This window comes from Larkinella rosea (assembly GCF_003858635.1).
Lineage (GTDB): Bacteria > Bacteroidota > Bacteroidia > Cytophagales > Spirosomataceae > Larkinella > Larkinella rosea.
The window spans coordinates 879,514-894,536 of record NZ_RQJO01000007.1 but is presented as its reverse complement, the minus strand read 5'-3'; the positions used below and the strand labels follow the sequence as shown (position 1 = coordinate 894,536).

The 15,023-nt window shown below is 50.0% G+C and carries 13 protein-coding genes; 11 read left to right on the top strand and 2 right to left on the bottom strand.

Translation table 11 applies throughout. The annotated features are described in order from the left end of the window. The first annotated feature begins 52 nt into the window (after positions 1-52). Positions 53-1,504, top strand: a complete 1,452-nt coding sequence (gene rlmD, locus EHT25_RS03950; protein WP_124870961.1) for a 23S rRNA (uracil(1939)-C(5))-methyltransferase RlmD — start codon at positions 53-55, stop codon at positions 1,502-1,504. A 57-nt stretch (positions 1,505-1,561) separates the two neighbouring features. Here rlmD and dnaB read toward each other — a convergent pair whose 3' ends face one another. Next, on the bottom strand, positions 1,562-3,196 hold the full coding sequence (gene dnaB / locus EHT25_RS03945; protein WP_124873491.1) for a replicative DNA helicase: 1,635 nt from the start codon (positions 3,194-3,196) through the stop codon (positions 1,562-1,564). 379 nt (positions 3,197-3,575) lie between these two features. Here dnaB and EHT25_RS03940 point away from each other — a divergent pair, with 379 nt between their 5' ends. The 4 genes from EHT25_RS03940 (at position 3,576) to EHT25_RS03925 (ending at position 8,485) form a co-directional block, all read left to right on the top strand. After that, on the top strand, positions 3,576-4,523 hold the full coding sequence (locus EHT25_RS03940) for a PhoH family protein (protein WP_124873489.1): 948 nt from the start codon (positions 3,576-3,578) through the stop codon (positions 4,521-4,523). Next, positions 4,504-5,832 carry a M43 family zinc metalloprotease gene (locus EHT25_RS03935; RefSeq protein WP_124870958.1) on the top strand — a complete coding sequence of 443 codons (1,329 nt, stop codon included), beginning with the start codon at positions 4,504-4,506 and terminating at the stop codon, positions 5,830-5,832. The genes EHT25_RS03940 and EHT25_RS03935 overlap by 20 nt, the downstream gene beginning before the upstream one ends. 110 nt (positions 5,833-5,942) lie before the next feature. Then, positions 5,943-6,392 (top strand): GNAT family N-acetyltransferase, encoded by a 450-nt coding sequence (locus tag EHT25_RS03930; protein ID WP_124870954.1) that lies wholly within the window; start codon positions 5,943-5,945, stop codon positions 6,390-6,392. Beyond that, positions 6,392-8,485 carry a ComEC/Rec2 family competence protein gene (locus tag EHT25_RS03925; protein ID WP_124870951.1) on the top strand — a complete coding sequence of 698 codons (2,094 nt, stop codon included), beginning with the start codon at positions 6,392-6,394 and terminating at the stop codon, positions 8,483-8,485. The genes EHT25_RS03930 and EHT25_RS03925 overlap by 1 nt, the downstream gene beginning before the upstream one ends. Positions 8,486-8,488: 3 nt before the next feature. Here the strand turns inward: EHT25_RS03925 and EHT25_RS03920 are convergent, their stop codons facing one another. After that, positions 8,489-9,754 (bottom strand): T9SS type A sorting domain-containing protein, encoded by a 1,266-nt coding sequence (locus tag EHT25_RS03920; protein WP_124870948.1) that lies wholly within the window; start codon positions 9,752-9,754, stop codon positions 8,489-8,491. A gap of 206 nt (positions 9,755-9,960) precedes the next feature. Here EHT25_RS03920 and EHT25_RS03915 point away from each other — a divergent pair, with 206 nt between their 5' ends. The 6 genes from EHT25_RS03915 to holA all read left to right on the top strand — a co-directional run bounded on the left by EHT25_RS03915 (position 9,961) and on the right by holA (position 14,883). Beyond that, positions 9,961-10,452, top strand: coding sequence for a YajQ family cyclic di-GMP-binding protein (locus EHT25_RS03915; protein WP_124870946.1), 492 nt, complete (start codon positions 9,961-9,963; stop codon positions 10,450-10,452). A gap of 31 nt (positions 10,453-10,483) precedes the next feature. Then, complete coding sequence (locus tag EHT25_RS03910) at positions 10,484-11,152, top strand: TetR family transcriptional regulator C-terminal domain-containing protein (protein WP_124870943.1); 669 nt, start codon at positions 10,484-10,486, stop codon at positions 11,150-11,152. Positions 11,153-11,228: 76 nt separating this feature from the next. Next, complete coding sequence (locus tag EHT25_RS03905; RefSeq protein ID WP_124870940.1) at positions 11,229-12,572, top strand: ABC1 kinase family protein; 1,344 nt, start codon at positions 11,229-11,231, stop codon at positions 12,570-12,572. Positions 12,573-12,702: 130 nt separating this feature from the next. Further along, positions 12,703-13,203 (top strand): deoxycytidylate deaminase, encoded by a 501-nt coding sequence (locus tag EHT25_RS03900; protein ID WP_124870937.1) that lies wholly within the window; start codon positions 12,703-12,705, stop codon positions 13,201-13,203. 12 nt (positions 13,204-13,215) lie between these two features. Next, positions 13,216-13,821, top strand: a complete 606-nt coding sequence (locus tag EHT25_RS03895) for an acyl carrier protein phosphodiesterase (RefSeq protein WP_124870933.1) — start codon at positions 13,216-13,218, stop codon at positions 13,819-13,821. Between the two features lie 42 nt (positions 13,822-13,863). After that, on the top strand, positions 13,864-14,883 hold the full coding sequence (gene holA, locus EHT25_RS03890; protein ID WP_124870930.1) for a DNA polymerase III subunit delta: 1,020 nt from the start codon (positions 13,864-13,866) through the stop codon (positions 14,881-14,883). The last annotated feature ends 140 nt before the right edge of the window (positions 14,884-15,023 follow it).

Genomic DNA, 15,023 nt, shown 5'->3' with positions numbered 1-15,023 from the left:
TTGCCGAAACCAAAATACGGTGCTTAATTTACAGAATTTATTACAGTTTAGTATGTCAGGAAAGACCCAAAAGATAGTGCAACGGTTGCAAGGCATTCGGATTGATGACGTTGCTGCCGAAGGAAAATGTTTGATTCGAACGGAGGAAGGCGTCATTTTTGTGGAAGGTCGCACCGGCGGTCCGGTGGCGGCTCCGGGTGATGTGGTGGATATCCGGATTGTGAACCGGAAAAAGCAGTATCGCGAAGCCGTCGTAGAAAAAATACACGCTTTTGGACCCAGTCGTTCAGAACCGTTCTGTCCCCATTTTGGAACCTGTGGCGGTTGTAAATGGCAACACATCCGGTATGAGGAACAACTTCGGTTTAAAGGTCAGCAGGTATTCGACCACCTGAGCCGGATCGGGAAGGTGCAGCTTCCGCCGATTCATCCCACGTTGCCTTCTCAGGAAACAAGGTATTACCGCAATAAGCTGGAATTTACCTGTGCCGACGGGCGCTGGATGACGGAAGCGGAAATTCGGTCCGGTTTGGCAATGGACAAGCGGGTGGTTGGTTTTCACATTCCGAAGCGGTTTGATAAAATTCTTTCCATTGATCATTGCTACCTGCAACCCGATCCCTCGAATGCCATCCGATTAGCCGTGGATGCTTACGCACGGGAGCACGGGTTTTCCATGTATAACCTGAATACCCACCTTGGATTTCTGCGGACGGTAATCATTCGCACCGCTTCGACGGGCCAGGTGATGGTGACGATTCAGGTAGCGGAAGAACGACCGGATGATCTGGAAGGACTTTTGACCATGCTGCAGCAAACGTTTCCGCAAATTGCCTCCCTGAATTACATTTTGAACCGAAAACTGAACGATTCGTATCAGGATCAGGAAGTGATTTCGTATGGCGGAAAACCGTATATCGAAGAACAGATGGACGATGGCAGTGGTCAACCGCTGACGTTTCGGGTTGGTCCGAAATCATTTTACCAAACCAACGCGCGTCAGGCATTCGAACTCTATAAGATTACACGCGACTGGGCCGGTCTGACCGGCACCGAACGGGTATACGATTTATACACCGGAACCGGAACCATCGGGTTGTTCGTGGCCCGCCAGGCGCGGGAAGTCATTGGGATTGAGTACATTGAAGCCGCCGTGGAAGATGCCCGCGTGAATGCCGCCATCAACGGAATTCAGAATGCAACGTTTCTGGCGGGTGACATGGGAACCCTGTTGACGCCCACTCTTTTTAGGAAATATGGCAAGCCGGATGTTGTAATAACCGATCCACCCCGGGCCGGAATGGACGAAGCCGTAACGCGTAATTTGCTCCTGGCGGCTCCGCAACGAATCGTGTACGTCAGTTGCAACACGGCGACGCAGGCCCGCGATCTGGCCATTCTGGATTCCCTGTACGAAGTAAAAGATGTTCAACCCGTCGATATGTTTCCCCACACCCACCACGTCGAGAATGTGGTCAGGCTGGAGAAACGAATGGTGAGTTAAGCGCACGCGGGGAGGGGTGTAAGCTGGCTGACGCATTACAACCCCCCACGCATCACTTTAAAAGGGAGTTTCCTGCTGGTTGGGGTCGATGTGACCGAAATTGGTGAAATTGGTATTGGGGGTGTTCAGCGTGTTGGCTTTGCTCTTGACCATACCGCCCTGATTTTCGAAAGACTGCGCACCGGAAGTTTTTGCGTCAAAACCCGCCGACGGACTGCTGAATGGGGGAGGGGTCTGGGGCATAAAATAGGAATCCAGATCACCAAATTTCGTGTATTTCCCGATGAACCGGAGCTGCACGGTATCCAAGGACCCGGAGCGGTTTTTCGCAATGATTACCTCACCGATTCCTGAGACCGAATTGCCCGCTTCGTCGGCGGTAATGCCATAATATTCAGGACGGTAGAGGAAAATAACCATATCCGCATCCTGCTCGATGGAACCGGATTCCCGAAGGTCGGAGAGTTGCGGTTTTTTGTCGCCACCACGGGTTTCAACGGCCCGACTTAACTGCGAAAGCGCAATCACCGGTACATTCAGCTCTTTCGCCAGGTTTTTCATCGCCCGCGAGATCGAGGCAATTTCCTGTTCACGGTTTCCGCCCATTTTCCCCGACGTATCCCCGGACATCAATTGCAAATAGTCGATTACGACCAATTGAATATCGTGCTGGGCTTTCAACCGGCGGCATTTGGCCCTCATTTCCAGAATGGAAAGTGCGGGCGTGTCATCGATAAAAATAGGTGCTTCGGTCAGCCGTTGAATTTTATGGTGTAACTGCGCCCACTCGTGCGGAGCCAGGTTTCCTTTCTTGATTTTTTCACTGTCGATCTCCGCTTCCGCCGAGATAAGCCGGTTGACCAATTGGACCGAGGACATCTCAAGCGAAAAAATCGCCACTGCCTGACCAAAATCGACGGAAGCATTGCGAAGGGCGCTGACGACAAAAGCGGTTTTTCCCATCCCTGGCCTTGCCGCCAGAATGATCAATTCCGACCGCTGCCAGCCGGACGTTAGCCGGTCGAGCGCACTGAAACCTGACGGAACGCCCGTCAGACCGTCCTTCATGTTCTTTTTCTGCTCCAGTTCGTCCAGCGCCTGCCGCATGATGGTTCCCATGTCGGCATAATTTTTCCGAATGTTGGACTCGGAAATCTTGAACATGGATTGTTCGATCCGGTCGAGGAGATTGAAGACGTCGGTCGTGTCTTCGTAGGCATCGCGCTGGATTTCGTTGGCGACGGTGATGAGCGCCCGTTTGATGGAAGCTTCGGCAATAACCCGGGCGTGGTATTCAATGTTGGCCGCCGAAGTAACTCGGGTAGTTAATTCGGTAACGTAGCCGCCACCACCCACTACTTCGATTTCACCGCTTTTACGGAGTTGCTGCGTAACGGTCAGCATATCAACCGGTTCGGCATTTCCGAACAGGGTGACAATGGCATTATAAATTCGCTGATTGGCTTCTTTGTAGAAACTTTCCGGTTTCAGGATGTCAATGACGGCCGAAAGTGCATCTTTTTCGATCATCAGCGCCCCGAGTACGGCTTCTTCCAGATCGATCGCCTGCGGAGGTAGTTTGCCCAGGCCCGTTGGTGTCAACATGTGGTTTACACCATCCGACTGACTACGTCGATTGCCCAGATACGGGGTCTTTCTAAAGTTTGAATTGGTTGGGCGATCGTTCTCCATTGCATTGCAAGTATAGCCATTCATCGGTAGAATGAAAAGCCGCAGGTTCTGGGTTTCGGCGGTGTGTGGACAGGAATGGAGGCATTAACTTCTTGTCTCTAAAGTACATATTATCGCCGGTCTGTCTGAAAAAAAAGTAAAAAAAAAACGGGGATTTAGCTTACGGTTATTGTTGCGATCGGGGTCTTTCACGATCCTTGTTTGTACCACTTTTGAAGAATGCCCGAAATAAAATGCAACTGTTTAATCATGAAGTGCTTGCACAAAATTGGTAGGCAAGTGTGATAATAATTGACGATTTTTGTTGTTTAGTTCATACGATCCTCTAAATTTAGAAGAGAAAATACGTATCGTTCACCCTGAAAATATGAATGGAGATTTGGTAGAAAAAGTAATTACCCTTGACAATGTATCACTCATCGACTTCCTGGGCGTTGAAAACAACAACATCAAAGAGGTAGCGGCTGCGTTTCCGATGAGTAAAATTATTTCCCGTGGCAACGAAATCCGAATCAAAGGAACGACCCCGGAAATTTCCCGCATTACCGATATTCTGGACTCGCTCATCGAGCACTATCAGAAATACGGCAAACTCACCCACGAGAACGTTCGCAGTTTCCTGAAAAATAACGAACGCGAACCGGCAGCGGCTTTGCCAAACGATGACAGCGTTCTGGTGTACGGAACGAAGGGCGTCATTGTTCGGGCCAAAACCGCTAATCAGCAGCGACTGGTGGATGTTTCCGAGAAGTATGACCTGGTTTTTGCCGTGGGACCGGCCGGAACCGGAAAAACGTACACCGCCGTGGCCATTGCGGTTCGGGCGCTGAAAAATAAGGAAGTCAAAAAAATAATTATTACGCGCCCGGCGGTGGAAGCCGGTGAAAATCTGGGTTTCCTTCCCGGCGATTTAAAGGAGAAAATTGACCCGTACCTGCGCCCGATTTACGATGCGCTCGACGATATGATTCCGGCTGAAAAGCTCAAATTGTACATCGAAAGCCGGACCATCGAAATTGCTCCGCTGGCCTACATGCGCGGACGGACATTAAACAACGCATTTATCCTGCTGGACGAAGCCCAGAATACGACGCCGATGCAGATGAAAATGTTTCTGACCCGGATGGGCCCCAGTTCAAAGGCAATCATTACCGGCGACCGTTCGCAGATTGACTTACCCAAAAATCAGCGATCCGGCCTGATTGAAGCCGTCGAATTATTAAAAGATATCAAAGGGATTGCGTTTGTGGAACTGGATGGAAGCGATGTGGTTCGGCACCGGTTGGTAAAAGAAATCATTACCGCATATGAACGGGCTGAAAAATAGACCTTTACTGGCTGCCCTGGGGATTCTGTTCAGCGTTGGTTTGTCGGTAGATCAGGCCCAGACGCCCACGGTTCCGCAACGTTGCGGGATTGTTCAACGGGAAGAATCCCTGCAAAAACGGGATCCGCAGCGGCTGGCCAGGCGCCTGAAACTCAATGAGAAAATTGAACAGCTGATTGCCGAGCAAACCGCCCAACAGGGGAAAATCCGGGTTGGTGAGGTCATCTACCGCATTCCGGTGGTGGTTCATGTGGTGCATAATAACTCGTCCGGTTTTGTGGGTGGTGCCAATAATTCCAACATTTCCGACGAACAGATCGCATCGCAAATCCGGGTTTTAAACGAAGATTACCGAAGGATGGCCGATACGCGGGGCTTCAACACGAACCCGATCGGTGCCGATACGGGGATTGAGTTTTTTCTCGCCCGAACTGATCCCGATGGAAAACAGACGAGCGGCATTACCCGGCATTATTCGGCTAAAACCACCTTCAATGTATACGACAGTTCGACCGGTGACGATCTGCAATTGTCGAAAATTGCGTATTGGCCCAGTGATAAATACATGAATATCTGGGTGACGACCCTTAAAAACGAATATTTGGGTTACGCCCAGTTTCCGGAAGCGGAAGGAATCGACGGGTTGTTGTCGCCCGAAAACGAACTGACCGATGGCGTTTTTATCGACTACCGGTATTTTGGCAGCGACATCGGGTCGGTCACCAGCAAGACCTATAAATACGGGCGGACCACAACCCACGAAGTCGGTCACTGGCTGGGACTGATTCATACCTGGGGCGATGCGGTTTGCGGAACGGATTATTGCAATGACACGCCCCCGACCGAAAGCGCGAATCAAACCATCGAGTGCCCGGAGAAGTATTCCAATTGCAACGGGACGCGCACGCGAAACCAAATTGAAAATTACCTCGATTACACGCCCGACGCCTGTATGAACCTGTTTACGCAGGATCAGCGGACGCGCATGCGGGCGGTAATTGAAGCCAGTCCGCGACGTCAGCGCGTCGTACGATCTGCCGATCCGCTGCCCCAGACGGAGACACTGACGGTTAATGTGTTTCCAAATCCCGCCCAAAAACAATCAACGCTGGAGGTATTGTTTACCGGGTTTCAGTCGTTTCAGGTGGATATTTCGGATTTGTCCGGAAGGATCGTTCGAAGCCAGAATTATTCGAATTATCCCAGTTCGTCGATCACGATTCCGCTGGATGAATTTAGTCGGGGCGTCTATTTTGTAAAAGTGCATACCGATACAGAAACCGCATCGAAACGGTTACTGATTCGTTAAAAAGCGTTTTCGGTAACCGGTTTGCGGATGCTGTCGCATTGTCTTGGAAGCGCGTGTTCGCGTCCGAAAACCGGTTACCGAAAGCTGTTAGCCACCAAACCACCTGCCGTATGATTACAGTGACTCAGATTGTCCGTCCGGCTGAAATGCAGCATGTTTTTGCCATTCGCGAGGAAGTGTTTGTGAAAGAACAACACGTTCGAAAGGAGGATGAATACGATGAATTTGAAACGACCAGTCACCACTTTCTGGCTTTATACGATGGAACACCCTGCGGAACGGCCCGCTGGCGCACGACCTCGAACGGTGTAAAACTGGAGCGGTTTGCAGTGTTAGCCGCTTACCGTGGCAAAGGGGTCGGACAACGACTTGTTCAAGCCGTTCTGGACGACATCTTCAGTCAACAACCCGAACCCATCGAATCCGTTTACCTGAACGCCCAACTGACGGCCATGCCCCTGTACGCCAAATTCGGGTTCAAGGCCGTTGGACCCATGTTCGAAGAATGCGGAATTCAGCATTATAAAATGGTATTACCCGCTTCTTCCTTTCCAGACTGATGCTGCGCTGGAATGCTTTCCCGTTCGTCCGGTATGTCGGCGCTTTGATGAGCGGTATAGTGGGTTATCTTACTTTCCCAACGGCCCTGCAGCTCGTTTTTGTTCTTCTGATTCTCAGTGTGTTGGGGATGCTTGCGGCTTTTACCGTCCGATTATCATCCTCGACCCTACTGAAGGGACTAACCGGTTTTATGATATTTGTTTGTACAGGCTGGTTATTCACCTTTTATCATACGGCCCGCACTGACTCGAATAACCTGATTCACGTTCAGCAACCCATTCGGGCCTACGAAGCAGTCGTCAGTTCGCAAGCTGAAAACCGTACCAAAACCTTTCGGCTGGAGCTGGAAGTACGGCGGTTATTGACGAATCAGGGATGGAGTTCAGCGAGCGGACGGTTGATTGTTTACATCGATAAGACTGTACCGAAAAAGCCCCAATACGGCGACCTCTGGCTGGTTAGGGGCGCACCCAGAACGATTGACCCACCGTTGAATCCGGGCGAATTTAATTACAAACGTCACCTGGCTAACCGGGGAATTTACCACCAGCAGTATTTACGTCCGACGGAACGAATCGTTTTCGGTTATCAACCCGTGAATCGGCTGACTGCAACAGCCTATGCGGTTAATGCCTGGGCCGATAGCGTTTTTACCAGTCACCTGGGCGCCGGGCAGGAATTTGCTATTGTGAAAGCCATGATTCTGGGCGTGCGGGACGGCATCGATCCCGATTTGCAACAAGCGTATTCGGCCGCCGGAGCCGTTCATGTCCTGTCGGTTTCGGGGCTGCACGTGGGCGTGTTGTTTGCTGCGGTTAGTTTTATGCTTGGGTTCTTGAAACGCCGGAAGGGCGGAACCTACCTGTTTGCCATCATCATGCTCGGTCTGTTGTGGTTTTACGCGTTGATGACCGGTTTTTCGGCACCGGTTCTGCGATCCGCCTTCATGTTTAATCTGTTACTGATTGGACAAACGATCGGGCGGACGAATAACCCGCTGAATACGCTGGCAGCATCGGCTTTCCTAATCTTGTTGTTAGATCCCTATGCGCTGACAACAGCCGGTTTTCAGTTGTCCTACCTGGCCGTAGGTGCGTTGATTTTGTGGCACCGCAGCCTGTACCAAACCATTACGTTTCGGTCTTGCTGGGCCGATTGGGGGTGGAAAATTACGGCAGTTTCGCTCGTCGCCCAGTTGGTGACTTTTCCATTGGGCGTATTTTATTTTCATCAGTTTCCGACGTATTTCTGGTTGGCAAATCCAATTGTTATTCCAGTTTCGTCCCTGGTTTTGATTCTCGCGATGGGTTTGCTGGTGGTGGGCTGGATTCCCTATGTCGGTGTTTGGGTTGGGAAAATGCTTTTCGGATCGATGTGGCTACTGAACCAATGCATCATTTATACGGAAAAATTGCCGAACTCGATTCTGACTCCGCTCATGACCACCAGCCGGGAGTTGGGGCTGTTGTATGCGATCATTCTGTCGGGAATTGCGTTGCTGGTATTCCGGGAGAGACGCTATGTGTGGTTGGTGGCGATGAGTGCGGTTTTGTTGGTCGTTTCAGTAGGCTGGACAACCATTCAGCGAAAAAGCCAGCGGTTATTCATTGTCCATTTTGTGCCGCATCAATCGGCCATCAGTTTTGTGCAGGCCAATGCCGCCGTTCTTTTGACGAAGGAACCAGTTTCGGCTAAAAGCCGGGAAGTAACCTTTTACATCCGAAATACCTGGGATAGCCTCGGCGTCAGCCGGATTGGCTTTGCGCAACCGGATCGGCCCGAAAAACAGTTGAGTCTTTACCAAAACCGGTCGTTCTCGCTGGTTCGGTGGCAGGCAAAATCGGTATTGATTCTCAATAAATTAACAAAAAAAGCAGACCGCCATTTGCCGATTGTAGTCGATTTCCTGGTTATTAGCCGGAATGCCGTGCAGGACTGGAATCAATTGAAAAGTCGTGTGGTTGCCCGGAACATCATTTTTGATGACTCCAACAAAACCCTGCTGACCGACCGTTTGCTGGCCGAAGCCCGTGTTTTGGGGATTTCGTGCCATTCCGTTCGCCAGCAGGGTGCTTATCTGGTTCGTATGTAAAATTTACTTCAAAAGCTTTCGAATAAAATACTGATTTCCCAGGCGGATCGTCACCAGGTAGAATCCTTTGGGGAGCGATTGGACATTCAGCTGCTGCATGTGGCTTTTTTCCGTTTTATTCCCGCTTTGGCTTAGCCACTCTTTACCGCTCAAGTCTGATAACTCCACGTCAACAATGCCCATTTCTTCCGTATCAAAACGAATCTGAAGTTGATCAACGACCGGGTTCGGAAACAGCCGGACCGCTGCATTCTGGTCGCCTAAGTTCACCGCCACCAGTTTGGAGTAGGCAAAACTGCCATCGGTATCGACTTGTTTCAGACGGTAATAAAACGTCCCCTGCGAAACCTCGCCGTCGATATACCGGTATACTTTGGTATCGTTCCGGGTTCCGAATGGATCAATGACGGGACCACTGACGGATTGAAAATCGATGGCGTTGATCGATCGCTCCACGATGAAATGGCTGTGACGGAGTTCGTTCGTCGTTTGCCATTCCAGTTGAACGCCTTTTTGCAAGGGTTGCGCCCGAAAATAGGCGTAGGTAACGGGCAAAGCCGTCGTGCAATTGGTGCAATTCGTCGCGGTGGTGGCAGAACCGAGATTAGAAGGTGTGAACGAGCCGGGCAGGCACACGAACACATTGGATGTATTGGTGAGTATATTGTTCAGATTAGTTTGTCCCTGCGGATTCGATATTGAAATACATCCTTTTGTTGATTGGGCCGTCGTTCCGTTGGTGCTGTTGTTTTGCAGGTATTGGGTGTGAATCTGACCCGTGTTGGAAAGGCAAACACTGCCATTCCCGTTGATTCTGAATAGATTGCTAATGTCAACGGTCCCCCCGTCGACCACCAGACTCCAATTGACGTCGAGATCGGTTTTCGATAACGAACCGCCGTTTTCGACAATGACGCGGGCTCCATTCAAACCGGTGCTGGCCGTATTGGTAAGCGCTCCCTGAATGCGCAGGTCCCCGGAATTAGCATTGAAATTGGTCAGTGTTCCGCCGTTGTAGATCAATGTTCCTCCGCTCAGGTTGCCGTTTACGATTGAGCCCGGGGCGCTAATGCACACCACGGCTCCCGGTAAAATATTAATGTTGCTTACGGTGGTGGAAATACAGTATGTTCCGGAAGAAAGGTTTTGATTATCAGCGGTTAATGGCGAGCAGCCCGAACACGACGGGGAGGGCGGAGCGCATTGACCCCAGGATAAACAGGGCAGCAGCAGGCACACTGCGGCAATCAGGTAAACGTTACTTTTCATGGTAATTGATTGAACAGAGAAGAATTGAAGGCGTGAAAGTATTTTTAATTGCACGCGCAACCAATGTTAATCGGGGATTATGCAACGAACGATCAGTTTGCAGGGTTATTCATGGTTCAAATACCCATCGAAAGGGTTGACTGGGTCTGTAAATGACTCTACTTTTGTGAAAACTTGATGTTAAACATTATTCCGAAACCACAACAATGGCCTCATTTGATATAGTCAGTAAAGTTGACCTCCAGACCCTGGACAATGCCATCAATGTGGCTATCAAGGAGATTGCCAATCGATACGATTTGCGGAACAGCAAAACCAATGTGGAACTCAATAAAAAAGAGCTGACTATCAAGGTGGACACCGACAACGACATGAGTCTGAAATCGGTGGAGGATATATTGCTGGCGCGCATGGTGAAACAGGGGGTCGACGGAAGGAGCCTGGATTTTTCGGCGGAGCCGTATCCATCCGGAAACCGGCTGCGTCGGGAGTTGAAAATCCGGCAGGGCCTGGACAAAGATCAGCAACGGAAAATCCTGAAACTGATCAAGGAACACTTCCCGAAAATAACCGCTCAGGCGATGGATGACCAGGTGCGGGTGACGAGTAAAAAAATCGACGATTTGCAGGCCGTAATCGGGATGTTGCGCCGGGCCGAGCTGGAAATTTCTTTGCAGTTTGTGAACATGAAAAGCTAAACTTTTTTGCCAAACGGAGCGTTGGTCAGGTATGGAAAAACTGGAAAAAATCCGTAAAGCCTACATCGATTACGTGCTTGAAAACGGAACCCCACCACCGAGTGTTTTTCAATTTGCGAAGAAACTGAAGATTTCTGAAGCCGATTTTTATCAGGAGTTTACGTCGTTTGAGTCTATTGAAGCCGATATCTGGCGGGACTATTTTCGGCAAGCCCTGCAAACCGTCGAAACCGATCCCATTTACCAGACCTATTCCGTTCGTGAAAAGCTGCTGGCTTTTTACTACACCTGGATTGAGGTACTGAAAGCCCAGCGCAGTTTTGCGGTTTTTAGCTATAACCGGCTTCGGCAGGCCCACGCGCAGGCTTCCCCAATGACGAAAGCCCGAATGGGAAACCAATCGTCGCGGGTTTTGCAACTTTTTAAAGAGTCGTATTTCGACTACGTCCGGGATTTGCTGGCGGAAGGTCGGGAAAGCAAAGAAGTGGAACCCCGGCCATTTCTGTCGGATCGCTACGCCGATGGACTGTGGACGCAGACCCTGTTTATTCTCCATTTCTGGATCAACGATGTCAGCAAAAACTTTGAGAAAACCGATACCGCCATCGAGAAATCGGTCAACACGGCTTTCGATCTCATCGGCCGCTCTCCGCTTGATTCCCTGTTCGACCTGGCCAAATTCATTTTTCAAAATAAATGATGAACAATGAATAATGAATAATGAAATGCGTACCCATGCTTTTCATTATTCATTGTTCATTGTTCATTTTCATGCAATGAAAACGCAAAACCATATCCCCACCACCAAAGTTGCCCGGGCGAGCCAGTTTGTGAAAGCGGGTGTGAAAGTGGGGGGGAATTATTTGAAGCATTACAGCAAAAAACTACTTGATCCCGAGCGGACGAAGGAGGAGCTACACAAGGACAATGCGACCGATATCTATAATGCATTGAGTGAACTGAAAGGCAGTGCGTTGAAAATGGCGCAGATGCTGAGCATGGATCGAAATATCCTGCCACGGGCTTACGTCGATCAGTTTGCGATGTCGCAGTATTCCGCTCCGCCATTGTCCGGGCCGCTGGTTGTCAAGATGTTCCGAACGTATTTTGGCAAAACTCCGCAGCAGATCTATGACCGGTTTGAGATGGAAGCGGTTAATGCGGCTTCCATCGGTCAGGTGCATCTGGCGTGGAAAAACGACAAAAAACTGGCAGTTAAAGTGCAGTATCCGGGCGTAGCGGATAGTGTGAGTTCGGATTTGCGGATCGCCAAACCGCTCGCCATTCGGTTGCTGAATCTGAACGAAAAAGACATCAACCGGTACATGGGCGAAGTGGAATCCAAGCTGCTGGAAGAAACTGACTACGAGCTGGAACTGAAACGATCGATGTATATTTCGGAGCAGTGTGCATCGATCCCAAATCTGGTTTTTCCGAACTATTATCCGGAATTGTCGAGCAGGCGCATTCTGACGATGGATTGGCTGGACGGGCTACACATGAAGGATTTTTTGAAAACGAATCCGTCGCAGGAAATTCGCAACCGCATCGGCCAGGCCTTGTGGGATTTCTATAATTTCCAGATCCACGACCTCCGGCAGGTGCACGCCGATCCGCATCCCGGTAACTTCCTGATGCGCGCCGACGGTACAATGGGCGTTATCGATTTTGGGTGTGTGAAGGTCATTTCGGAATTTTTTTATGACAATTATTTCCGCCTGATCAACTTCGACATGCTCGACGATGAGGATGCCACGCTGCAAACGTTTCGCAACCTGGAGTTTATCGTTCCCGAAGATTCGCCCGGCGAACAGGCGTTTTTTATCGATTTGTTCAAGAAAATGATCGTTTTGCTCGGAAAACCGTTCGAGAAACAAACCTTCGATTTTGGGGACAACAGCTATTTCGATACGGTTTATGCGTTTGCGGAAGAACTGGCTCAGGTGGAAGAATTGAAAAACTCGAAGGTGGCCCGCGGGTCGCAGCACGGTTTATACATCAACCGGACGTATTTCGGCTTGTATTCAATGCTCAACGAGTTGAAAGCCAAGGTTGTTACGCACAAACCGGATTGGCTGATTTCGAAAAAACTGCGGCAGGAAATGCAGAATGCTGCTTGATTAGCGGGTAAATAGTTTTAAGTTTGATGGCAACACGGGTTGGACGGATGGAACGAATTAAAACGGATTTTGGCCGTGAAAATCCGTTCCATCGGTACATTCCGTGTTGCCATTAAATAAATCACGTTCGATGAGCAAGCCCCGGTTTGACGATATTTTCATGGAATTGGCCGTCAATTTATCCCAGCGGTCACACTGCATCAAGGCGCAGGTAGGTGCGGTTTTAACCAAAGACACCCGGATTATTTCCATTGGGTACAACGGTCCACCGGCCGGAACCCATAATTGTGACGAGGAGTTTCCCGAAGTAGGCTGTCCCCGCGATTCCAAAGGAAGTTGTTCGCTGGCGCTTCATGCCGAACAAAATGCGATTTTGTACGCGGCTAAAAACGGTTCCGCCATCGAAGGGGCAACCATTTACGTCACGCTGTCGCCCTGCATTGCCTGCGCACGGATTATCTATAGTATGAAAATTTCAAAGGTGGTTTTTCTGCATTCCTACGCGCAATACAAAGGCATTCCGACGGACGAAGGTGTCGAGTTTTTGCGTAAATTCGGGGTAGAAACCGTACAATACCAGCCGACACCGGGATTTGAATCCGCGATTTCGCAGGGCGACCCTCATTTGTAGGCAACTTCATCGATGAATATATTAGCACATGCCTACCTTTCCGGACCGGATGAAGGACTGATCATTGGTAATTTTATTGCGGATTTTATCAAGGGGAATCCCGCGCATCCCCGGCACGGCTTATCACCTGAAATTCAGCGCGGTATCTGGTTGCATCGTCAGATCGATCAATTTACGGATCACCATCCGATTATTGAAGAAATGCGCATTGTGGTTCGACCGCGTTGTCATAAGTACGCCGGGCCGGCCATTGATGTCTTTTTGGATCATTTTCTGGCCCGGCGTTTTTCCGAGATTGCCAACCAGTCGCTGGCCGATTTTGTAAGCGGTTTTTATGATTTTCTGAAAAGTCACCGGAATCAGTTGCCCGACGCGGCCCGGCGGATGGCGGGTTATATGATGCAGCACGATTGGTTGCTGAATTACCAGTTTTTGGAAGGCATCGATCGAAGTTTGAAAGGGATGGCGCGCCGAACGGCTTTTCCGTCCAATCTGGATACGGCCATCGAGGATTTAAAGGACAATTACACTAGCTTTGGCGCGTATTTCGACCGGTTTTTTCCCGAATTGGAACAGGAGGTTTGGATTTTTCGGGCGACTCATCCGCCGGTTAGGTAAGGTACCCCATTTTTAAACTCATTACGTATATACAGTATCGTTATGACACCGGCAATTGATCAGATATTAAAGGACGTCCGGAAGAAAAATTTTGCGCCGGTGTATTTGTTGCACGGCGACGAACCGTATTTTACCGATCTGGTAGCCGATGAAATTGAAAAAGTGGCCGTACCGGAGCACGAGCGGGGCTTTAACCAGTTCACGGTTTTCGGGAAAGATACCCAGATCGGGGCGGTGATTAACATGGCCCGGCGGTATCCGTTTATGGCCGACCGGCAGCTGGTACTTGTGAAGGAAGCGCAGCAGATGGGCGGTTTGAACGAGAAGGCAAGCCAGACCCTGCTGGAAGACTACGCCAGGGCGCCGTTGGCGTCCACGATACTCGTCCTGTGTCATGCCGGTCCGTTTGACGAACGCAAGGCGCTGGCCAAAGCCATTGCCCAGAAGGGTATTTTGCTCAATTCCAAAAAGCTGTACGATAATAAAGTACCGGACTGGATTGGTGACTATTGCCGCCGTCAGAACGTGAAAATCAGCCTGAAAGCCATTCAGATGCTGTTTGATTACATTGGCAATGACCTGAAACGACTGGCCAGTGAAATCGACAAAATCATGATCAATCTGAAAGTCGGGGAGGAAATCAGCGCTGACACCGTGGAACGGCTGGTCGGGATCAGTAAAGAATACAATGTGTTTGAACTGCAAAAAGCGCTCACATTACGGGATGTGCTGAAGGCCAACCGCATCGCCGACTATTTTAGCCGAAACCCGAAGGACAATCCGCTGCCGCCGATGCTGATTATTCTGTACCAGTTTTTTACGAAAGTATTGATGGTGCAGGCATCGCGCGACCAATCCGAAAAGACACTGGCTACCCTGTTGGGCGTTCACACCTTTTTTGTGAAAGACTATTTGCAAACCGCCCGGGCGTATCCGCTGTGGAAAGTAGCCGGAATTATCCATTCCATCCGGCAGGCCGACGCACTTTCGAAAGGCATCGATTCGCCTTCCTTAAACGAGGGCGCAATTCTGAAGCAATTGGTGTACGAGATTTTGCATTAACTTCAAACCCTGTCGGTGCCGGGCCGTCGTACGGTCGGGAGACCCTGCCATCGGTTATCTTTTGCTTCCCCTATTATTTCACCGCGGTTAGGGTCTTCGACCGGCTGACTGGGCGTAAACACAAAAACCGCCTGCTAAAG